Genomic DNA, 16,256 nt, shown 5'->3' with positions numbered 1-16,256 from the left:
ATCTTAAAAATAAAAATGGATTCAATTAAGAATAGAGATCAGTATGAAGCCTTGCGTGACCAAGGTTACTCTAAAGAAAAAGCGGCTCGCATTGCTAATACTAAAAAAGCTGGTGAAAAAGGCGGTAAAGCTAGTAACTATGAGTCTAGAACAAAAGATGAACTCTACCAGAAAGCTAAGGAAATAGACATAGATGGTAGGTCCAATATGAATAAACAAGAACTTATAGACGCCTTGCGCAACAATTAATTTATGTCTCGTCAAATCCCTACGATTAAAATTCGTCAGATATTTATTCTGATTGTGATAATGTATATCCTTTACCTTATTGGTAAAGAGCTAGCACCATACCTAGGTGGTTTGCTAGGTGCGATTACTTTATACGTGCTATTAGAACCAGTGCAAAAATGGTTAGAAGCAAAAAAATGGAAACCGTCTGTAGCCTCTTCACTTCTTATCGCATTTTCCTTTGTAATCATATTACTACCTATAGTAGGTATAGGTTTAATGATGAGTTCAAAGGTAAAGACCGCTATAGATAATAGTACTCAAATCACAGAAACCATAAAGTCAAAAGTAGCAGAAACAGAGAATCTTATAGGAGTGAATTTATCTGAAAACATCAATACTGAAGAAGTGAGCAGTTGGGTTTCTAGTAATGTTCAAAATCTTGCCAACTCTAGCCTTACCGTTTCCATTTCTATAGGGATCATGTTTTTCTTATTATACTTCATGCTGGTTGATCGTAAAAAATGGCTTGAAGCAGCATTAGTTTATATGCCATTAAAAGAAAAGAATTTAAAAATTATTGGAAAAGAAAGTATCGACTTAGTAAAATCTAACGCTATAGGCATACCGCTAGTGGCATTATTACAAGGTATCGTCGCACTGATTGGCTACTTCATTTTTGGTGTTGAAAATCCATTTTTCTGGTTTGTAATTACAGTTATAGGAAGTATGATACCTTTTGTAGGAACAGCATTGGGTATCTTACCAGTGACTATATTATTATTTTCTCAAGGAGAAACTGCAGCGGCAATCGGTATATTAATATACGGCGTGATTGTGGTAGGCTCTACAGACAACCTGTTCAGACTCGTTGTTCAAAAAAGACTCGCAGATGTACATCCTTTGGTAACATTGATAGGTGTAGTTGTAGGTGTGCCTTTATTTGGATTCATAGGTTTAATTTTTGGACCACTTTTAGTTAGCTTATTTTTGCTACTTCTAAAAATTTATAAAAACGAATACGGTAAAGAAGGTGAGACCATATAGTCTTGTTAAATCGGTAATTATTTTTTTTAGATTCCTTATTTTTAACACTTAAATAAAATTGAATGAGCAAAACATCTAAACTTCAAGATAAGATAGATAATGTCCATATAGAACAACGTAAAATTTTTATATGGGGAATGGTTAATGATCAAACTGCAAAGCATTGTGTAGATAGATTACTTTATCTAGATTCAGTAAGCCATGAAGAAATTACATTTGTCATCAATAGCCCAGGTGGTTATGTGACTTCAGGTTTCTCCATTTATGATACGATGCAGCAAATTAAAAGTCCAGTAAGCACTGTATGTTCTGGTCTTGCCGCATCTATGGGATCTCTTTTACTTTCTGGAGGAGAAAAAGGACGCCGTTTTATTCAAAAGCACGGTCGTGTTATGATACACCAGCCTAGTGGTGGAGCACGTGGAACAAGTGCAGATATAGAAATCACAGCTGCCGAAATTCTTAAAACTAAAGAACTAAGCGCTCACATTCTTGCAGACAATTGTGGCCAAACATTTGAAAAGGTAATGAAAGACTTTAATCGTGATTACTGGATGGGAGCAGATGAAGCTGTTGCATATGGTATTGTAGATGGAATCGTTTAATAAAACATTTCAAGATATTTTAAAAAGCCACCTTATATTTAGGGTGGCTTTTTAAATTTATGCTATTATGAAATTATCACCTTTCCACCTCGCTATTCCTGTTAAGGAAATCACCACTACCCGTGCATTTTATCGCGATACTTTAGGTTGTGAAGAAGGACGTAGTTCAGACCATTGGGTAGATTTTAATTTCTTCGGTCATCAACTCGTGATTCATATTTCTGACAATGCTCCTATAAACGCAACAAATGCCGTAGATGGAAAAGCTGTGCCAGTTCCTCATTTTGGTGTGGTGCTAGAGTGGGATGTTTTTCACGCTTTCGCGAAAGCGGTTCAAGAAAAAGGCATCGAGTTCATCATAGAACCATATATAAGATTTGAAGGATTGCCAGGTGAGCAAGCCACCATGTTCTTTAAAGACCCTAGTGGTAATGCATTAGAATTCAAAGCGTTCAAGGATATGAGTCAGGTATTTGCTACTTAGACTCATAAACCTGTTCTCCATTTATGAATGTTGACTTTACAGTTGCCTGATGTAATTGAGTTACTGGAATCTCCATGATATTATCATTCAATATCACAAAGTCTGCGACTTTTCCTGGCTCTAGACTTCCTTTTTCTGTTTCTTCAAAATTGAAATAAGCCGCCCAAATAGTCATACCTCTTAAGGCATCTTCTCTGCTCAATGCTTGTTCTGGTAAAAAGCCACCTTCTGGATAACCGCTCGTATCTTGACGAGCTACGGCAGCATAAAATGTCAAGAATGGATTTACTTGCTCCACTGGATAATCTGTTCCTAGTGCGATTCTTTTAGATTGCTTGAGCAATGTTTGATAAGCATAAGCTCCTTTGATACGGTCTGCTCCTACTCGATCTTGTGCCCAGTACATATCACTGGTCGCATGTGTAGGCTGTACAGATGGCAGAATATTCTCTTCATCAAAAAGATTGAAATCTATAGGATCAACAATTTGAGCATGCTCAATTCTCCAGCGTCTGTCTGTTTTATCTTTTAATAATTCTTGATAAGTTTTAAGTACCACATAATTGGCGCTATCTCCTATAGCGTGCGTGTTCATTTGGTATTCTGTTGCTGCAATACGAGCCGCTGTTTCTTTAATGGTTTCTATAGGGCTAAGTAGCGCTCCATAATGATCGTGTCTATCAGAATAAGGCTCTTTCATCGCTGCACCACGACTTCCTAGAGCACCATCTGCATAAAACTTAACAGATCTTACATTTAAACGATCTGTTTTTATAATTCCTTTATTGAGGTAATAATCTAGATTCTCTGGCGTGTTGCTAATCATCGCATACATCTTAACTTTTAAATCTCCAGCTTGTTGTAAACTGTCTATTAACTCTATAGTTTCTCTATATAATCCTGCATCATCTACCGTGGTTAATCCATAACTCAAATTGATGTCTTGTGCCGCCATTAACGATGCGATAGATTCTTGAGTAGTTTCTTTAGGAAAAACAGCCTCTACTAATTCCATAGGATTATCAACTAAAATCCCTGTGAGTTTGCCGTCTTTAATCTCAATAGCTCCGCCAGATGCGTCTGTAGTTGTGGTTATTCCTGCTGCGTCTAGTGCGGCCTGATTTGCAATCATGGCGTGACCGTCTATACGAGTAATGGCGACTGGTGTGTCAGGAAACATTTCATTAAGCTCTTGATTTGAAGGGAATTCTTGAATTTCCCAGTCGTTTTGATCCCAACCACGACCTATGATAAAAGATTTATTTTTCTCTTTTTGGAAACTAGAGATTCTTTCTAGGACCTCATCATAGCTTTTAGTTCCTACTAGATCTACGCGTTGTAATTGCTGTCCTAATCCATAGAAATGGCAATGCCCATCTATCAATCCTGGAACGATGGCTTTTCCTTGTGCATCTATGGTTTGTGTTGTGCTATAGGCTGCCATATCAGCATCAATTCCTGTAGCGAGGATTTTACCATCTTTTACAGCCATTGCTGTTGCCATAGAGAAGTCATTATCTACGGTATAAATTTTTGCATTGGTAATAACTAAATCGGCAGTTGCTTGCTGCTCCTTATTACAAGAAATTAAAATAATAGATAGTGCGAGTAGGTAGATTTTTTTCATGTCCGAAAATTAAGCTATAGAAAACGAACAGAAATATAAAATGCTGTGAAAGTTTTGGTGGAGTATCACATAAACTATATCCTATCGAGGATTGTTTTTAAGCGTGCTTTACCAATGGAACTCATAGCTCCGTATTTCATATTGGGAGAAAACGGCTCTGATTTTGTCATCCCACAGCCTTCTAAACAAAGCCAAATTTTTCCAATTTCTTTATTCCCTGAATTGTAAAATCTTAAGATGTATTCTGACTCTTTTATATCCCAAGTGGTCTCAGACCAATCAAAATTATCAGGATTATTAAAGAACTCTAATAGTCTATTTTTATCTTTTTCAGAAACTGTAGTTGAAGTTAAACGACTTATCAAAAAATCATTTTTAAGTAACTTTACTTTATTAACCTCATCTCTGGGAAACCTATATTTTCCGGAACCAAAATTTTCTTGAAAAGCTTCTTTTTGTTGAGCTGGTGTTTTATACAAATAAAACTCCTCCAACTCATCTTCTGGAATATATCTAGAATAATATTGACCTCTATCAACAACATCTACCACTATAAGAAATCCTATAAAAGCAACTCCAACTAAAATTAAAATTGTTCTTAGTAATGTTTTCATAACACCATGTTTTATTGACTAACAACTATAGAAATCACTGACAACAAAACGTTTAAGACATTACTACTAACGATTCATTCTGGTTGATGTCTTAACTCAAACATTTCACTCATACTACTAGTATATAAAGACAACTTAATGGTAAGTCATACACTTTCGCGAAAGCGAAATTTTAAAAATCAAACTTATATACAGCACCACCTAAAATCTGTAAATTCTGTACTGGATAATCTAGGTAGTACTGATAATTACCACCAGTAAGGTTGTGACCTCTTAAGAAAGCGGTCAACTTAGGATTAATTTTGTAATTGATATCTAGGTTCAAATCTATAAAAGAATCTAAAGTTTCTGTTGCCGTTGTGTTACCGGTTCTGAAAACATCACGTTCTCCGACGAAGTATAGCGTTGTCCCGATGTTCCATTTATCATTGATATCATAGTTACCGACAATATCTGCCGTAAAGGTTGGTAACTGCGATGCTACGTTATCAAAATCGTCGCCATTAGTGACATCATAACTCATGAACTGAGTATTTAAAGTTAGATTAAATTGAGTATTTAAATCCACACTTGCAGATCCTCCAAAAGTCAATGTGTTTAAATCACCATATTGAGTCGCAAATGTATTTGCATAATTGTAGGATGGTCGCTCAACTCCGATTCCTGTAAAAATGGCATTATTATCTTTAGTATAGAAATATCTGTTTTCTTCTAAACTATAACCTCCGTAAAGCTTGTAACCAAAATTAGAAGATAGCTTTCCTTTGATCCCTAATTGTGCATCTACTTGACGATTAGTAGGCGCTACGGTTATTGCTGGAGCGATAAATACGTTCTCATCTGCAAAATTTTGTAATGTATTCATATCTAATCCACCACCGATGACCGTATAAGCAATCACTTTTTCTTCCATCAATATATAGCTGGCATTAATATCTGGATAGACATAAAAGTTACTTTCAGAATTCTCACTGTCTGTGATATAATTTAATCGAGCTCCTAACTCTACTTTAAACTTATCGCCATAAAGATTGATACTAGGATTTGCTCCGATGTTTAAATAAGAATATGCGTCTGGCGCTGGTTGCGATCCTTGTGTATCAAAAGAACCGGTTAAGTAATCTACCTCAACTCCTAATGCAATTTCTTCCTCAAGCACTTCAAATGCTAATTGTGGTTGTAATCTTACTCGAGTTTCTGAACCATCATTACCAGAACTTATATTAGAAAGCCCTACCTCAACTTTTTCTAAAACAGAATCAAAAAACTGTGCTTTACCAGACAGGCCTATCGTTAAATAAGAAGTTCCAGCATCTACCTCTATACCGGTAGGAACACTAGATAACGCTACTGGTGCTACACCATACCAATTTGCGGTTTGATACCTACCACCAGCGGTAATTCCCCAATTTGAATCGCGGTTGCGTTTTCCATAAGATATGTCTAGAGACGTATCTGAAAAATCATCGTCAAAAGCAATGTCATCGATACCACCTTGCGATGAGTTATGATTAAAAAACACGCCTACATCTGAGTCTCTATCTATTTCAAAATTACCTGCAAACTCTCCTAAGATGTTCACGTAATTACCAACACCTAATCGTGCATAATTATCAAAGAATTTTGCTCTTTTAGGAGCTTTGCGTCTAGACAATTTTCCTTTGTCTGGTGTAAAAGTAGATGCTACCGGCACAGAGAAAATGCTATAGGTAACTGGCTTTTTCTTAACCTTGGTCGTGTCAATTACTGATGGTGTGCTTTTAACTTTAAACGCATCACTAATGGTAGGATCATAAGGTTTTACAACCGTAATGGTTCCTCCATTCAATTCACTTTCTTCTTCTACTTGTGCCTGCACATTGCTAAAAGCTATTAATGCGATGACAACTGATATATATGATTGATATAATTTCATAATGCTTCTTATTAATTTCCTGCAGGAACTACTGATGAATTTGTTTTGGCGGCGTTAGTTTTTATAGCGTCTAATTCTGCTTGAGCGCTAGCGACTACTTCTGGGTATTGAGCAAAATTACCAACGACATATTCTAGTATAGTAGTTGCATTTAATGTTTGTCCTTGTGCGTTATAACATTTACCCATAATTACTAAACCTTTTGAGGTCCATAATTTATAACCAGCATAGTTTTTAGTAAGACTTTGCACAGTAGCGATGGCAGCGTCATAATTACTTGCTTTATGTTCAAAATAAGCTTTAAAGTAAGTAGCCTCTGCCGCTAGTGTACCACTTGCATTCAATCTTACCGCTTCATAAGCTGATTTTGCAGCAGCTTCATTTCCTGTTTTCCAACTTGAGCGAGCAATAATCACGTTTGCATCTGATCTTACATTATCACTTATAGTAACGTCTGACATCACCTTATTTGCATAACTCACAGACTGGTTATAATTTTCTTGCTCATAATATGCTTTCATCAGGTTAGATTGTGCATAAATCACATTTTGAGGAAAATCTGCTAGTTGTTCTAATTGAGTGAGCACTGGGATCGCTTTTGCATAAGCTTTATCGCCCAAGTAAATCTCACTTAAACGTGCCAAAGCTTGTTCTGTAAACTCACTGCGTTCTTTATTAATCACATATTCATAACTAGCGATAGACTCTTGTTTTTTATCTTGAGAAAACAATGCTTGTGCTAGATAAAAGTGTGCTTGTAATGCGTGTTTACCATTAGGATATTCTTCTAGATATTTTCTCATGGAACGTGTTGTACCAGACATATCATTTTGTAGATAAGGCTGCTCTGCACTTTCATAAGCCGTATCATCCAACTCAGAATCGCTCACATCTACAAAGTCCAGTGTGCGCACCCATGCGGCATAGTCATTAGTACGGTTTTGATCCACATAAATCAATCGTGCACTACTTACAGCTTCATTTGCTTGTGGCGTACCTGGATATTTTGCTACAACATCTTTAAACACTACTAATGCATCATCTAGTTTTGAATCGTTATAAAGCTGTAACCCTTTACGCATCATCGCTTGCGAGGTGTAACTACTTTGTGGAAATTCATTAATTAATCGGTCATAGGTCTGTATACCTTTATCAACATTATTTGTATTGATGTATGTATTTCCTAATTCATACAACACGTCATCGCGATAAGCAGATTTATTGAATTTATTTAAAAAACCGTTAAGATCTTCAATCTTACGATCATTCTTACCTACAAAACCATATGAAATAGCTTTTTGAAATGCCGCATAATCTGCATTAAAACCATTCATTGAAATGGATTTATTATAAGCCTCCATTGCTGGCCAGTATTGCTTACTTACAAAGTTTGCATCACCTATACGCAGGTAAGCATCATTCAATCTAGCTGGCTCATTATCAATACCAGATTGTTTTGTATAAGCCGTGAATGTATTGATAGCATTAGTATAATCTTTAAGTTTAAACTGCGTGTACGCTAGATCATAATTTAATAAATTATCTTCTTCAATACTATTATTCATTTTCTTCACAGCATTAAAAGCGGTAAGTGCTGCCGGAAAATCATTGAGTTCATAATAACTTTCTGCCTTCCAAAAAGTTGCTTTCTTTTTTAAATCTGCAGACTGCGCATATTGAATGGTTTTATTAAGGTTTTCAATAGATTTTTTATAATCTCCTGATTTAAATTGACTCAAACCTTCATAAAGCGCCACTTTACCATATACATCTTCATTACCAGCAATACGTCCATCTTCCATAAGGCGCAAAGCCTCAGTATAGTTTTTTGAAGAGAAATATGAATCAATTAAGAATTCATTCATCTCTGCATTTTTATCCGTGTTTGGATATTTTTCTAGATAAGCCAGTATTACAGCAGGTACGCTATCATACGGGTTTCCATATTCATAACTGATCTTAGCATAGTTGTAACTCGCATCTTGCTGGATCTGAGCGTCAAAATCCATCTCGCTCGCTTTCTTAAAAGCGTTCAATGCATCTTCACTTTTATTAAGTTTAATATAGCTTTGCGCTAGATGGTAGTATGCATTTTGTGCCGTTTTGTTCTCACCATCTACGATTTTATTAAAAGTCTCTACAGCCTTTTCAAAATCGCCTTGTTTATAATAAGCATATCCTAGCTGATAGTAATCGTTATTATTCAACCTGCCGCGCACACCTTTATATTCTTGTAAATAAGGTAGTGCTTGATCATATTTACCTTGATTAAAAAGACTTTGTCCTATAATTCTATTTAGTTCAGACTGTTCTTGCTTTGTAGATTTAGGCATTTGCTCGGTCGCTAGAGCTATTGCTTTATCAAAATTCCCCAACTTATAATTTAAATCTGCCTGATAGTAAGAAAGCTTTTCATCCTCATCAGGTGATTCTCCAGCTTCATCAAATAAATCACTAGCCTCTTGATAATCGTCGCCTTCATAAGCGATGTATCCTAAATAATATTTAGCCTGCGAGCCATATTCTGGATCATCACTAACTCGATTTAGATAAGGTTTTGCCTCTTCATACTTTTTGCTTTGTACAAGAGTATATCCAGTATTGAAATTGTATCTACTTTTTTGCTTTCGCGAAAGCGTGCTCTCATCAACCTTTTCATACCATTTTGCTGCCTGGTTGTATTTACCATTGTCAAAATAGAAATCTGCCACATCGATAAAAGCCGTATTGCGTTTTGTAGAAGTAGGATACTCTTCAACGAAAGACTCCATAAGCGCGTCTGCATTGCGCTGGTTCAAACGCACGGCACAATTTGCGATGTAATATGCCGCATTACCTTGAATGGCATCATCTTCTACCTGATTTTTTACTTTTTCAAATAAACGTTGCGCTGCAATGTATTGCTGCTCTTGATATAAATCAATCGCCTGATTATAAGTGCGCAGGTCATCTGTAAATATTTTGGACTGTTGTGCGTTAACCTCTATAAAAGAAGTAGCAGCCAGCAACAGAGTAAGCACGATTTTTTTCATAACGGGTTATGTTATTTATAGGAAAGTAAAGTTAAAATCTTACGATACTATAACGTCATAAAGTCTGTTTAATTATTCATAATCTTATTCACAGCATTGTGTAACTTTACAGCAAAACCTATACTTATGTCAGACCACGTTTTATCATTGAACCATGTAGACATCTACCAGCAAGAAAATCTGATACTTAAGGACGTCAACTTGAGTATTAAGAAAGGTGAGTTTGTCTATCTTATAGGTAAAACAGGTAGTGGTAAAAGTTCTTTAATGAAGACACTTTATGGCGATATACCACTTAAAAAGGGCGAAGGAACCATAGTAGAACATAATCTATCGACCTTAAAAGAGCGTGACATACCGTATTTAAGACGTAAACTAGGTGTGGTTTTTCAAGATTTTAAACTCTTAACTGATCGTACAATTAAGGACAATCTCAAATTTGTTTTAAAGGCCACTGGCTGGAAGAAAAAGGCAGAGATGGAAGAGAAAATTGATCAGGTACTGGATAAAGTAGGTATGAAAACGACCGGCTTTAAATATCCGCACGAGCTATCTGGTGGAGAACAACAACGCATTGCCATTGCAAGAGCGCTTTTAAATGACCCAGAACTTATCATTGCAGACGAGCCTACAGGAAACCTAGATCCACAAACTAGTGTCGAGATTATGGAAGTGTTACAACAAATCAATAAAAATGGAAATACCATTCTTATGGCGACACATGATTATGCATTGTTATTGAAATATCCGTCAAAAACTTTAAAATGCGATGGTGGCGAAGTATTTGAAGTAGTTCAAAAAACACTATAAGTTCATACAGATGCAAGAAGTTCGCCCATTTTTTAGCATTATCATACCTACTTATAACGCGTCTTCAACTCTTGCTACAGCTATAGACAGTATTCTTTCTCAAACCTTTACTAGTTTTGAAATTATAATCATGGACGGCGAGTCCAGCGATACTACTGTACAGATTGCCAAGTCTTTTTTGAATCTTGACCATCCTATTTCTATCACCTCTCAATCAGATGATGGAATTTATGATGCTATGAATAATGGAATTAAAAAGGCAAATGGTATATACCTTTATTTTTTGGGCGCAGACGATTATCTTATCGACACTACAGTTCTAGCAGACATTCACCAGCAACTTATCTTAACCAGTACAGATGTTATATATGGTAATGTACAAAGCCCATCATTAGGCTCTAGCTATATGGGTAAATGCGACGATCAATTAATATTTCACAAAAACATTGCACATCAATCGATCTTTTTTCACAGAAGAGTTTTTGAACTCACTGGCTATTTTAATTTAAAATATAGAACTCACGCAGACTGGGCTCATAATATCAATTGGTTTTTTAATTCTGAAATAACAAATCAGTATTTCAACAGAGTTATTGCACATTATGCAGATGGTGGATACAGTTCTAGAACAAAGGATCATTACTTTAGAAAAGACTTGTTTTCAATTTATTATCTTAACGCAATAAATAGAAACAGTAAATTAAAAGTTATTTTTAATATAACGAAAGGATTGTTTTCAAGAATAACTCGATGAGTAACCCTAACATACTTGTTATTATACCTGTGTACAATAAACAGGCTACTATTGAACGTGCTATAAATTCAGTTTTAGAACAAACTGTTTCTTGTGATTTACTAGTTATAGATGACGGTTCTACAGACTATAGCGCTTCAGTTGTTGAAAAAGTTGATAATCCTAGACTATCCTATATATCACAACCTAATCATGGTGTGAGTTTTACTAGAAATAGAGGAATTAAAACTGCCCTAAAAAATGGTTATGAATATGTAGCATTTCTAGACGCTGACGATTACTGGTTAGATAATCACATGGAGCAAATAGAACAGCTGATTGAAAAATTTCCAGAAGCTTCTGTATTTGCAAATAACTATCACCTTAAAATAGGTGAATCGCGATGGAACCGAACTAAATTCAGCAACCTTAAAGATCAAGAGACTCAAATAGTGAAACCTTTTTTTAAGGCAAACTACCTCAACTCTATTTTAAGCTCTTCTAGTTACTGCATGCGTTTAATAGGAAACGATCCTATTTATTACAATGAAGAACTGACGCATACTGAGGACACTGATTTTTTAATAAAAGTCGGGTTAACAAAAACTGTTGCTTTTAATAATAAAGCTACTGTAATTATTGACAAACAAGCAGATAACAGATCTGATGCTGTACACATTCTTAAAAGAACGGTAACCAACTTTGACTGTTATGAAGAAAAATATGAAGCCGTTGAAGGATTAAAAAAATATCTAGACATTAATAGGTTCTCAATAGCAGTAAATTATAGAATGTACGGCCTTATAGAAAGAGCTGTATACTATCAAAGAAAAATCGACTTGGACCATCTATCATGTAAACAACAACAGTTATTAAAAATGAGTCGTTTGCAACTTAAAGCACTTCACAAGACCAAAAAAATTCTTGAAGTAATTGGGTTAGATTTAAGAACTGGCTAAGTCTTTAAATTCATTATAGTCTCTGATGTAGTCATCTTCACTAAACTCCATAGAAGCAACAACCATACATACAGAGCCACTAGAGAAATTCTCTAATTCGCGCCAAACCATGGTAGGTATTAACAGACCTTTATCTGGCTTATTAAGCGTGACAGTTTTTTGCTCATTACCATCATCTAGGACTACATCAAAGCTACCACTTAACGCTACAATAAGCTGTCTCAACTCTTTATGCGCATGACCACCACGTTGTGATGAGCTAGGAACATCATATAAATAGTAGACGCGTTCCATTTTAAAAGGAATGGTATCACCTTCTATGACCGCAAGATTTCCTCTTGGGTCTGTAATTTTAGGAATATCAATAATTTTTACATCCATGTGGTAAATATAACTATAAGTCTGGATGACCTATACGATGACCTTCAAAACCAGTCAAGTAATCATTCATGCCGTGATTAAAAACCATGTATTTATCATATAAATTGCGCCAACCTTTCACATAGCCTTTACGCCACAAGAAAAATACATATTTAAACTGCTTCATTTGTGCTGTCCATAGATTTTCTCTAGCCGCTAGTGCTCCACGTGCATAAATCACTCGATTATTTACTGGTTCATCACTGCTGGTATGAGCATCATGTTTAACAATGGTTTGTGGTACAAATTGAACTCTTAGATTCTTATCAATAGCATCAGTCAAGAATACATAATTCTCACTATCTCCAAATTGAGCACCTAATCCAAATCTTGTGTCAAATTGAATTGAACTCTCATGAATAGATTCTCTTTTAAAAGTTATTTCTGGAGAAAGCACATTTTCTACTTGCTTACGCGAAAGCGTTTCTTCAACAACAGCATAGTTTCTAAAAAGTAAATCTTTCCTTATTGCTGTCTGAAAAGTAATTATCTCGTGTTCACAATGGTTATGAGCTGCAATAACTTTGTCAACAGCATTATCCATAAGAATACAGTCATCATCTAATATCCAACAAATAGCAGCAGAAGCTTTTTCAATAGCAAGGTTGCGACTGCGAGAAAGACCAAAACTGTGATCATTAATAACCTGAATGTTGTCGTATTCTGAGCTAAGGTTTTCGGTTTTAGACTGATTAACAACAATAAGGTGATACTTAATCTCACTTACCTTACATTGAAACATAGCCTCAAGAAAAGACAAATCGCTCCTATTCATCGTTGCGATAAGGATTTGTAAATCTTGATTAGTGTATGAATTCAACAGTGTATCTTTACGTCAAAGATAACTTTTATGCGCATTTTGCTCATAGGCGAGTACAGTGGTTTTCACAATTCTCTTAAATATGGACTTCAACAATTAGGTCACGAGGTAACTCTTGTGGGCGATGGTGATGGTTTTAAAAAATTTCCTGTAGACATAGAAGTAGGCAGCGATTACTTTAGAAGAGACTGGTTAAGAGAAAAAGTTAAAGTAGCCTGGTGGAAACTCACCGGTCATAATCTAGAGGATAATATCCGTTTAGCACGCTTCCGCGAAAGCGAGCATCTTATGAAAGGTTATGATATCGTTCAATTTATCAATTCAAACGCGCTGGGTTGTGAACCACCGATCGAGTGGCAAATGATTGATTATCTTCTTAAAAATAATAACAAAGCTTTTTTAGTAGCTTGTGGAGATGACTATCCATATGCACAGTTTCTAACCAAAAAACATCAAGGCTACAGTATACTGACACCATATCTAGAAGACACTTCTCTAAAAAACCAATATCTCCATACTTTTAAATACCTTAAAAAAGGATATCGAGAGAATTATGATCGATTATTAAGCAAGTGCAAAGCCATCATACCATCTCATACTGATTTTCAAATGGCATTAAGTGACGAGTCTAAATGTGCTAATATGATTCCCAGCGCAATAATTATGGAGCAACTTGAATTGCATCAAAATCATATCGCGCAACCTATAGAAATTTTTATGGGAATTAATAGAGGTAACTATTTTAAAAAAGGGATTCCTTATTTTGAAAAAGCTCTTGATATTTTAAAATCTAAATATGGCCAAAAAGTAAACATCACTATTGCCGAAAATTTGCCTTATGATGAATATATCAAATCCTATCGAAAAAGTCACATCTTACTAGATCAAGCCCTTAGTTATGATCAAGGTTATAATGCGCTAGAAGCTATGGCACAAGGTAAAGTTGTTTTTGCAGGAGCTGGGACGCCATTTTTAAAGGCTTATGAACTTGAAAAGGCTCCACTTATAGATGCAAAACCAGATGTTAATTATCTAGTGCAAGAACTATCTAACCTCATCGAACATCCTGATGAAATTTTTAAATTAGGTAAAGAAGCTAGAGAATTTGTAGAGAGACATCATAATGCTATTGACACTGCTAGAAAGTATCAGGCTTTATATATCGCTTAAAAAAGAAATCCAAAAATAAGTGGATTATCTATTCTTCCACTGGATATCGATACCATTAAAATCTGTCGCAGCTTGTTCTTTTGCCTGTTTAGGAATCATAAATTCGAATTCTAAGACCACTTCTAGACCATCATCTAGATAGAACAACATGGTTTCTTCGCCTTCATAATCACAGATAACAACAGCGTGAATTTCATGAACATTGAAATATTCGTCCTTCACTTCTTGTGGCTCTACAAACTCAAAATAATGCAGTACCCTAGCACCTTTAAAGTAATCGATTTGCTGTAAGTAGATATCTTTTTCCATGTGACAAAGGTAAGGTGTTTTTAAGTAATTGTTTATGAATCATGAGTTATGAAACCTAAGTAAATTGAAAAACCGCTTCAGAATACTGAAGCGGTTTTTCAATAAAAATATGATAAAGTAATTATTTAATTCTAGATCTCACGTTTATCATCAAATCCTTCTAATAATTGCGCTACTCGTTGAACAAACTGTCCACCTAGCGCTCCATTGACTACTCTGTGATCATAACTGTGTGATAAGAACATCTTCATACGTATTCCTATAAAATCACCTTGTGGTGTTTCTACAACTGCAGGAACTTTTCTGATTGCTCCTAGCGCAAGAATACCAACTTGCGGTTGATTGATAATAGGAGTTCCTAATACAGACCCGAAAGTACCGACATTAGTAACTGTATAAGTCCCACCTTGTGTATCATCTGGCTTTAACTTACCATCTCTAGATCTTCTAGCCAGGTCATTTACAGCTTTTGCCATTCCCATCAGATTTAATTGATCAGCATTTTTAATAACTGGTACAATTAAATTACCATCTGGTAGAGCAGCTGCCATACCTAGATTAATATTCTTGCGCTTGATAATGTTATCACCATCTACCGCTATGTTCATCATCGGGAATTCTTTAAGAGCCTTAGCAACGGCTTCCATAAAAATAGGTGTGAACGTCAGGTTTTCTCCTTCTCTTTTTGCAAAGGCGTCTTTATGTTTCTTTCTCCAGTTCCAGATATTAGTAACATCACATTCAATAAAACTTTGAACATGAGCACTAGTTTGAACTGATGCAATCATGTGATGAGAAATAAGTTTCCCCATACGCGTCATTTCAATTATCTCATCACCACCGTTTACACTAACTGGCGCCGCTGGTTTTTGAACTGGCGCACTGGCTGGCGCAGTTGTTTTAGCTTGTGGTGCAGCAGCGGTAGTTGTTTTACCAGCTTTCTTATCTGCTACGTAACTAAGTATATCATTTTTAGTCACACGACCATTACTACCAGTACCTTTTATAGACTCTAGTTCTTGCAAAGAAATATTTTCTTCTTTGGCAATGTTTTTTACTAATGGAGAATAAAAACTATCTGAATCAGTATAATCTACTGGTGCAGCAGTTTCCATACCTTTTTCTACCTGTGCACTTGCTGTCTCAACAGTTATCGCTGCTGGTGCAGTAGTTTCTGTTGCAGCTGGTGCTGGAACAGATGCGTTATCGCCATCTGTCTCAATAATAGCTATCGTCTGGCCTACTTGAACTACATCATCTACTTGAAAGAGTACTTCTACAAGCGTTCCATCCACTTCACTAGGGACTTCACTATCTACCTTATCTGTTGCGATTTCAAGAATGGCCTCATCAGCCTCTATCGTGTCACCTACATTTTTAAGCCATGAAGTAATTGTAGCCTCAGCCACAGACTCACCCATTTTAGGTAATTTAAGTTCAAATTTTGCCATATCGTATAGTAACTATATCGTTTTCTTAGAAG

The 16,256-nt window shown here is 35.7% G+C and carries 16 protein-coding genes; 8 read left to right on the top strand and 8 right to left on the bottom strand.

What is annotated here, in order from left to right; translation table 11 throughout:
* The first annotated feature begins 15 nt into the window (after positions 1–15).
* The 4 genes from ACJJVI_RS08420 to ACJJVI_RS08405 all read left to right on the top strand — a co-directional run bounded on the left by ACJJVI_RS08420 (position 16) and on the right by ACJJVI_RS08405 (position 2,364).
* Positions 16–249, top strand: coding sequence for a Rho termination factor N-terminal domain-containing protein (locus ACJJVI_RS08420; protein WP_036581916.1), 234 nt, complete (start codon positions 16–18; stop codon positions 247–249).
* Between the two features lie 3 nt (positions 250–252).
* Positions 253–1,275, top strand: coding sequence for an AI-2E family transporter (locus tag ACJJVI_RS08415; RefSeq protein ID WP_405351420.1), 1,023 nt, complete (start codon positions 253–255; stop codon positions 1,273–1,275).
* 62 nt (positions 1,276–1,337) lie between these two features.
* The gene (locus ACJJVI_RS08410; protein WP_036581920.1) at positions 1,338–1,880 is read left to right on the top strand and encodes a ClpP family protease; all 543 of its coding nucleotides are present in this window, start codon (positions 1,338–1,340) and stop codon (positions 1,878–1,880) included.
* Between the two features lie 67 nt (positions 1,881–1,947).
* On the top strand, positions 1,948–2,364 hold the full coding sequence (locus ACJJVI_RS08405) for a VOC family protein (protein ID WP_348021778.1): 417 nt from the start codon (positions 1,948–1,950) through the stop codon (positions 2,362–2,364).
* Here ACJJVI_RS08405 and ACJJVI_RS08400 read toward each other — a convergent pair.
* From ACJJVI_RS08400 to ACJJVI_RS08385, 4 genes are all read right to left on the bottom strand, one after another.
* A complete protein-coding gene (locus tag ACJJVI_RS08400) occupies positions 2,357–3,991 on the bottom strand; it encodes an amidohydrolase (protein WP_348021777.1) in 1,635 nt (544 codons plus the stop codon). The genes ACJJVI_RS08405 and ACJJVI_RS08400 overlap by 8 nt on opposite strands.
* 74 nt (positions 3,992–4,065) lie before the next feature.
* The gene (locus tag ACJJVI_RS08395) at positions 4,066–4,605 is read right to left on the bottom strand and encodes a hypothetical protein (protein ID WP_193741947.1); all 540 of its coding nucleotides are present in this window, start codon (positions 4,603–4,605) and stop codon (positions 4,066–4,068) included.
* Between the two features lie 172 nt (positions 4,606–4,777).
* Complete coding sequence (locus ACJJVI_RS08390; protein ID WP_405351418.1) at positions 4,778–6,520, bottom strand: hypothetical protein; 1,743 nt, start codon at positions 6,518–6,520, stop codon at positions 4,778–4,780.
* An 11-nt stretch (positions 6,521–6,531) separates the two neighbouring features.
* Positions 6,532–9,552, bottom strand: a complete 3,021-nt coding sequence (locus tag ACJJVI_RS08385) for a tetratricopeptide repeat protein (RefSeq protein WP_348021775.1) — start codon at positions 9,550–9,552, stop codon at positions 6,532–6,534.
* 126 nt (positions 9,553–9,678) lie between these two features.
* On the opposite strand from ACJJVI_RS08385, the gene ACJJVI_RS08380 reads away from it, so the two are divergent.
* From ACJJVI_RS08380 to ACJJVI_RS08370, 3 genes are read left to right on the top strand one after another with little or no spacing between them, the layout of a single operon-like run.
* Positions 9,679–10,362, top strand: a complete 684-nt coding sequence (locus ACJJVI_RS08380; RefSeq protein WP_036581927.1) for a cell division ATP-binding protein FtsE — start codon at positions 9,679–9,681, stop codon at positions 10,360–10,362.
* Between the two features lie 10 nt (positions 10,363–10,372).
* Positions 10,373–11,116 carry a glycosyltransferase family 2 protein gene (locus ACJJVI_RS08375; protein WP_348021774.1) on the top strand — a complete coding sequence of 248 codons (744 nt, stop codon included), beginning with the start codon at positions 10,373–10,375 and terminating at the stop codon, positions 11,114–11,116.
* The gene (locus ACJJVI_RS08370; RefSeq protein ID WP_052403537.1) at positions 11,113–12,054 is read left to right on the top strand and encodes a glycosyltransferase family 2 protein; all 942 of its coding nucleotides are present in this window, start codon (positions 11,113–11,115) and stop codon (positions 12,052–12,054) included. The genes ACJJVI_RS08375 and ACJJVI_RS08370 overlap by 4 nt, the downstream gene beginning before the upstream one ends.
* Here ACJJVI_RS08370 and ACJJVI_RS08365 read toward each other — a convergent pair.
* Positions 12,040–12,435, bottom strand: coding sequence for an FdtA/QdtA family cupin domain-containing protein (locus tag ACJJVI_RS08365; RefSeq protein ID WP_036581930.1), 396 nt, complete (start codon positions 12,433–12,435; stop codon positions 12,040–12,042). The genes ACJJVI_RS08370 and ACJJVI_RS08365 overlap by 15 nt on opposite strands.
* Positions 12,436–12,448: 13 nt before the next feature.
* Positions 12,449–13,294, bottom strand: coding sequence for a glycosyltransferase family A protein (locus ACJJVI_RS08360; RefSeq protein ID WP_348021772.1), 846 nt, complete (start codon positions 13,292–13,294; stop codon positions 12,449–12,451).
* Positions 13,295–13,324: 30 nt separating this feature from the next.
* Here ACJJVI_RS08360 and ACJJVI_RS08355 point away from each other — a divergent pair, with 30 nt between their 5' ends.
* Entirely contained in the window at positions 13,325–14,464 is a 1,140-nt protein-coding gene (locus tag ACJJVI_RS08355) for a glycosyltransferase (protein ID WP_405351415.1), read from the top strand.
* A gap of 24 nt (positions 14,465–14,488) precedes the next feature.
* Here ACJJVI_RS08355 and ACJJVI_RS08350 read toward each other — a convergent pair whose 3' ends face one another.
* Complete coding sequence (locus ACJJVI_RS08350) at positions 14,489–14,773, bottom strand: hypothetical protein (protein WP_042248123.1); 285 nt, start codon at positions 14,771–14,773, stop codon at positions 14,489–14,491.
* Positions 14,774–14,904: 131 nt separating this feature from the next.
* Positions 14,905–16,224: a dihydrolipoamide acetyltransferase family protein gene (locus ACJJVI_RS08345; protein WP_405351413.1), complete on the bottom strand. Its 1,320-nt coding sequence runs from the start codon at positions 16,222–16,224 to the stop codon at positions 14,905–14,907.
* Between the last annotated feature and the right edge of the window lie 32 nt (positions 16,225–16,256).

This window comes from Nonlabens sp. Asnod3-H03 (assembly GCF_045063665.1).
Lineage (GTDB): Bacteria > Bacteroidota > Bacteroidia > Flavobacteriales > Flavobacteriaceae > Nonlabens > Nonlabens ulvanivorans.
Note: the sequence above shows the minus strand (reverse complement) of the source record. Positions and strands in the feature narration are given on the sequence as shown.

Coding starts and splice junctions, on each gene's coding strand:
- ACJJVI_RS08385 (WP_348021775.1), bottom strand. CDS start 9,552: ATGAAAAAAATCGTGCTTACTCTGTTGCTGGCTGCTACTTCTTTTATA.
- ACJJVI_RS08375 (WP_348021774.1), top strand. CDS start 10,373: ATGCAAGAAGTTCGCCCATTTTTTAGCATTATCATACCTACTTATAAC.
- ACJJVI_RS08350 (WP_042248123.1), bottom strand. CDS start 14,773: ATGGAAAAAGATATCTACTTACAGCAAATCGATTACTTTAAAGGTGCT.
- ACJJVI_RS08410 (WP_036581920.1), top strand. CDS start 1,338: ATGAGCAAAACATCTAAACTTCAAGATAAGATAGATAATGTCCATATA.
- ACJJVI_RS08400 (WP_348021777.1), bottom strand. CDS start 3,991: ATGAAAAAAATCTACCTACTCGCACTATCTATTATTTTAATTTCTTGT.
- ACJJVI_RS08365 (WP_036581930.1), bottom strand. CDS start 12,435: ATGGATGTAAAAATTATTGATATTCCTAAAATTACAGACCCAAGAGGA.
- ACJJVI_RS08345 (WP_405351413.1), bottom strand. CDS start 16,224: ATGGCAAAATTTGAACTTAAATTACCTAAAATGGGTGAGTCTGTGGCT.
- ACJJVI_RS08420 (WP_036581916.1), top strand. CDS start 16: ATGGATTCAATTAAGAATAGAGATCAGTATGAAGCCTTGCGTGACCAA.
- ACJJVI_RS08380 (WP_036581927.1), top strand. CDS start 9,679: ATGTCAGACCACGTTTTATCATTGAACCATGTAGACATCTACCAGCAA.
- ACJJVI_RS08390 (WP_405351418.1), bottom strand. CDS start 6,520: ATGAAATTATATCAATCATATATATCAGTTGTCATCGCATTAATAGCT.
- ACJJVI_RS08415 (WP_405351420.1), top strand. CDS start 253: ATGTCTCGTCAAATCCCTACGATTAAAATTCGTCAGATATTTATTCTG.
- ACJJVI_RS08405 (WP_348021778.1), top strand. CDS start 1,948: ATGAAATTATCACCTTTCCACCTCGCTATTCCTGTTAAGGAAATCACC.
- ACJJVI_RS08395 (WP_193741947.1), bottom strand. CDS start 4,605: ATGAAAACATTACTAAGAACAATTTTAATTTTAGTTGGAGTTGCTTTT.
- ACJJVI_RS08355 (WP_405351415.1), top strand. CDS start 13,325: ATGCGCATTTTGCTCATAGGCGAGTACAGTGGTTTTCACAATTCTCTT.
- ACJJVI_RS08370 (WP_052403537.1), top strand. CDS start 11,113: ATGAGTAACCCTAACATACTTGTTATTATACCTGTGTACAATAAACAG.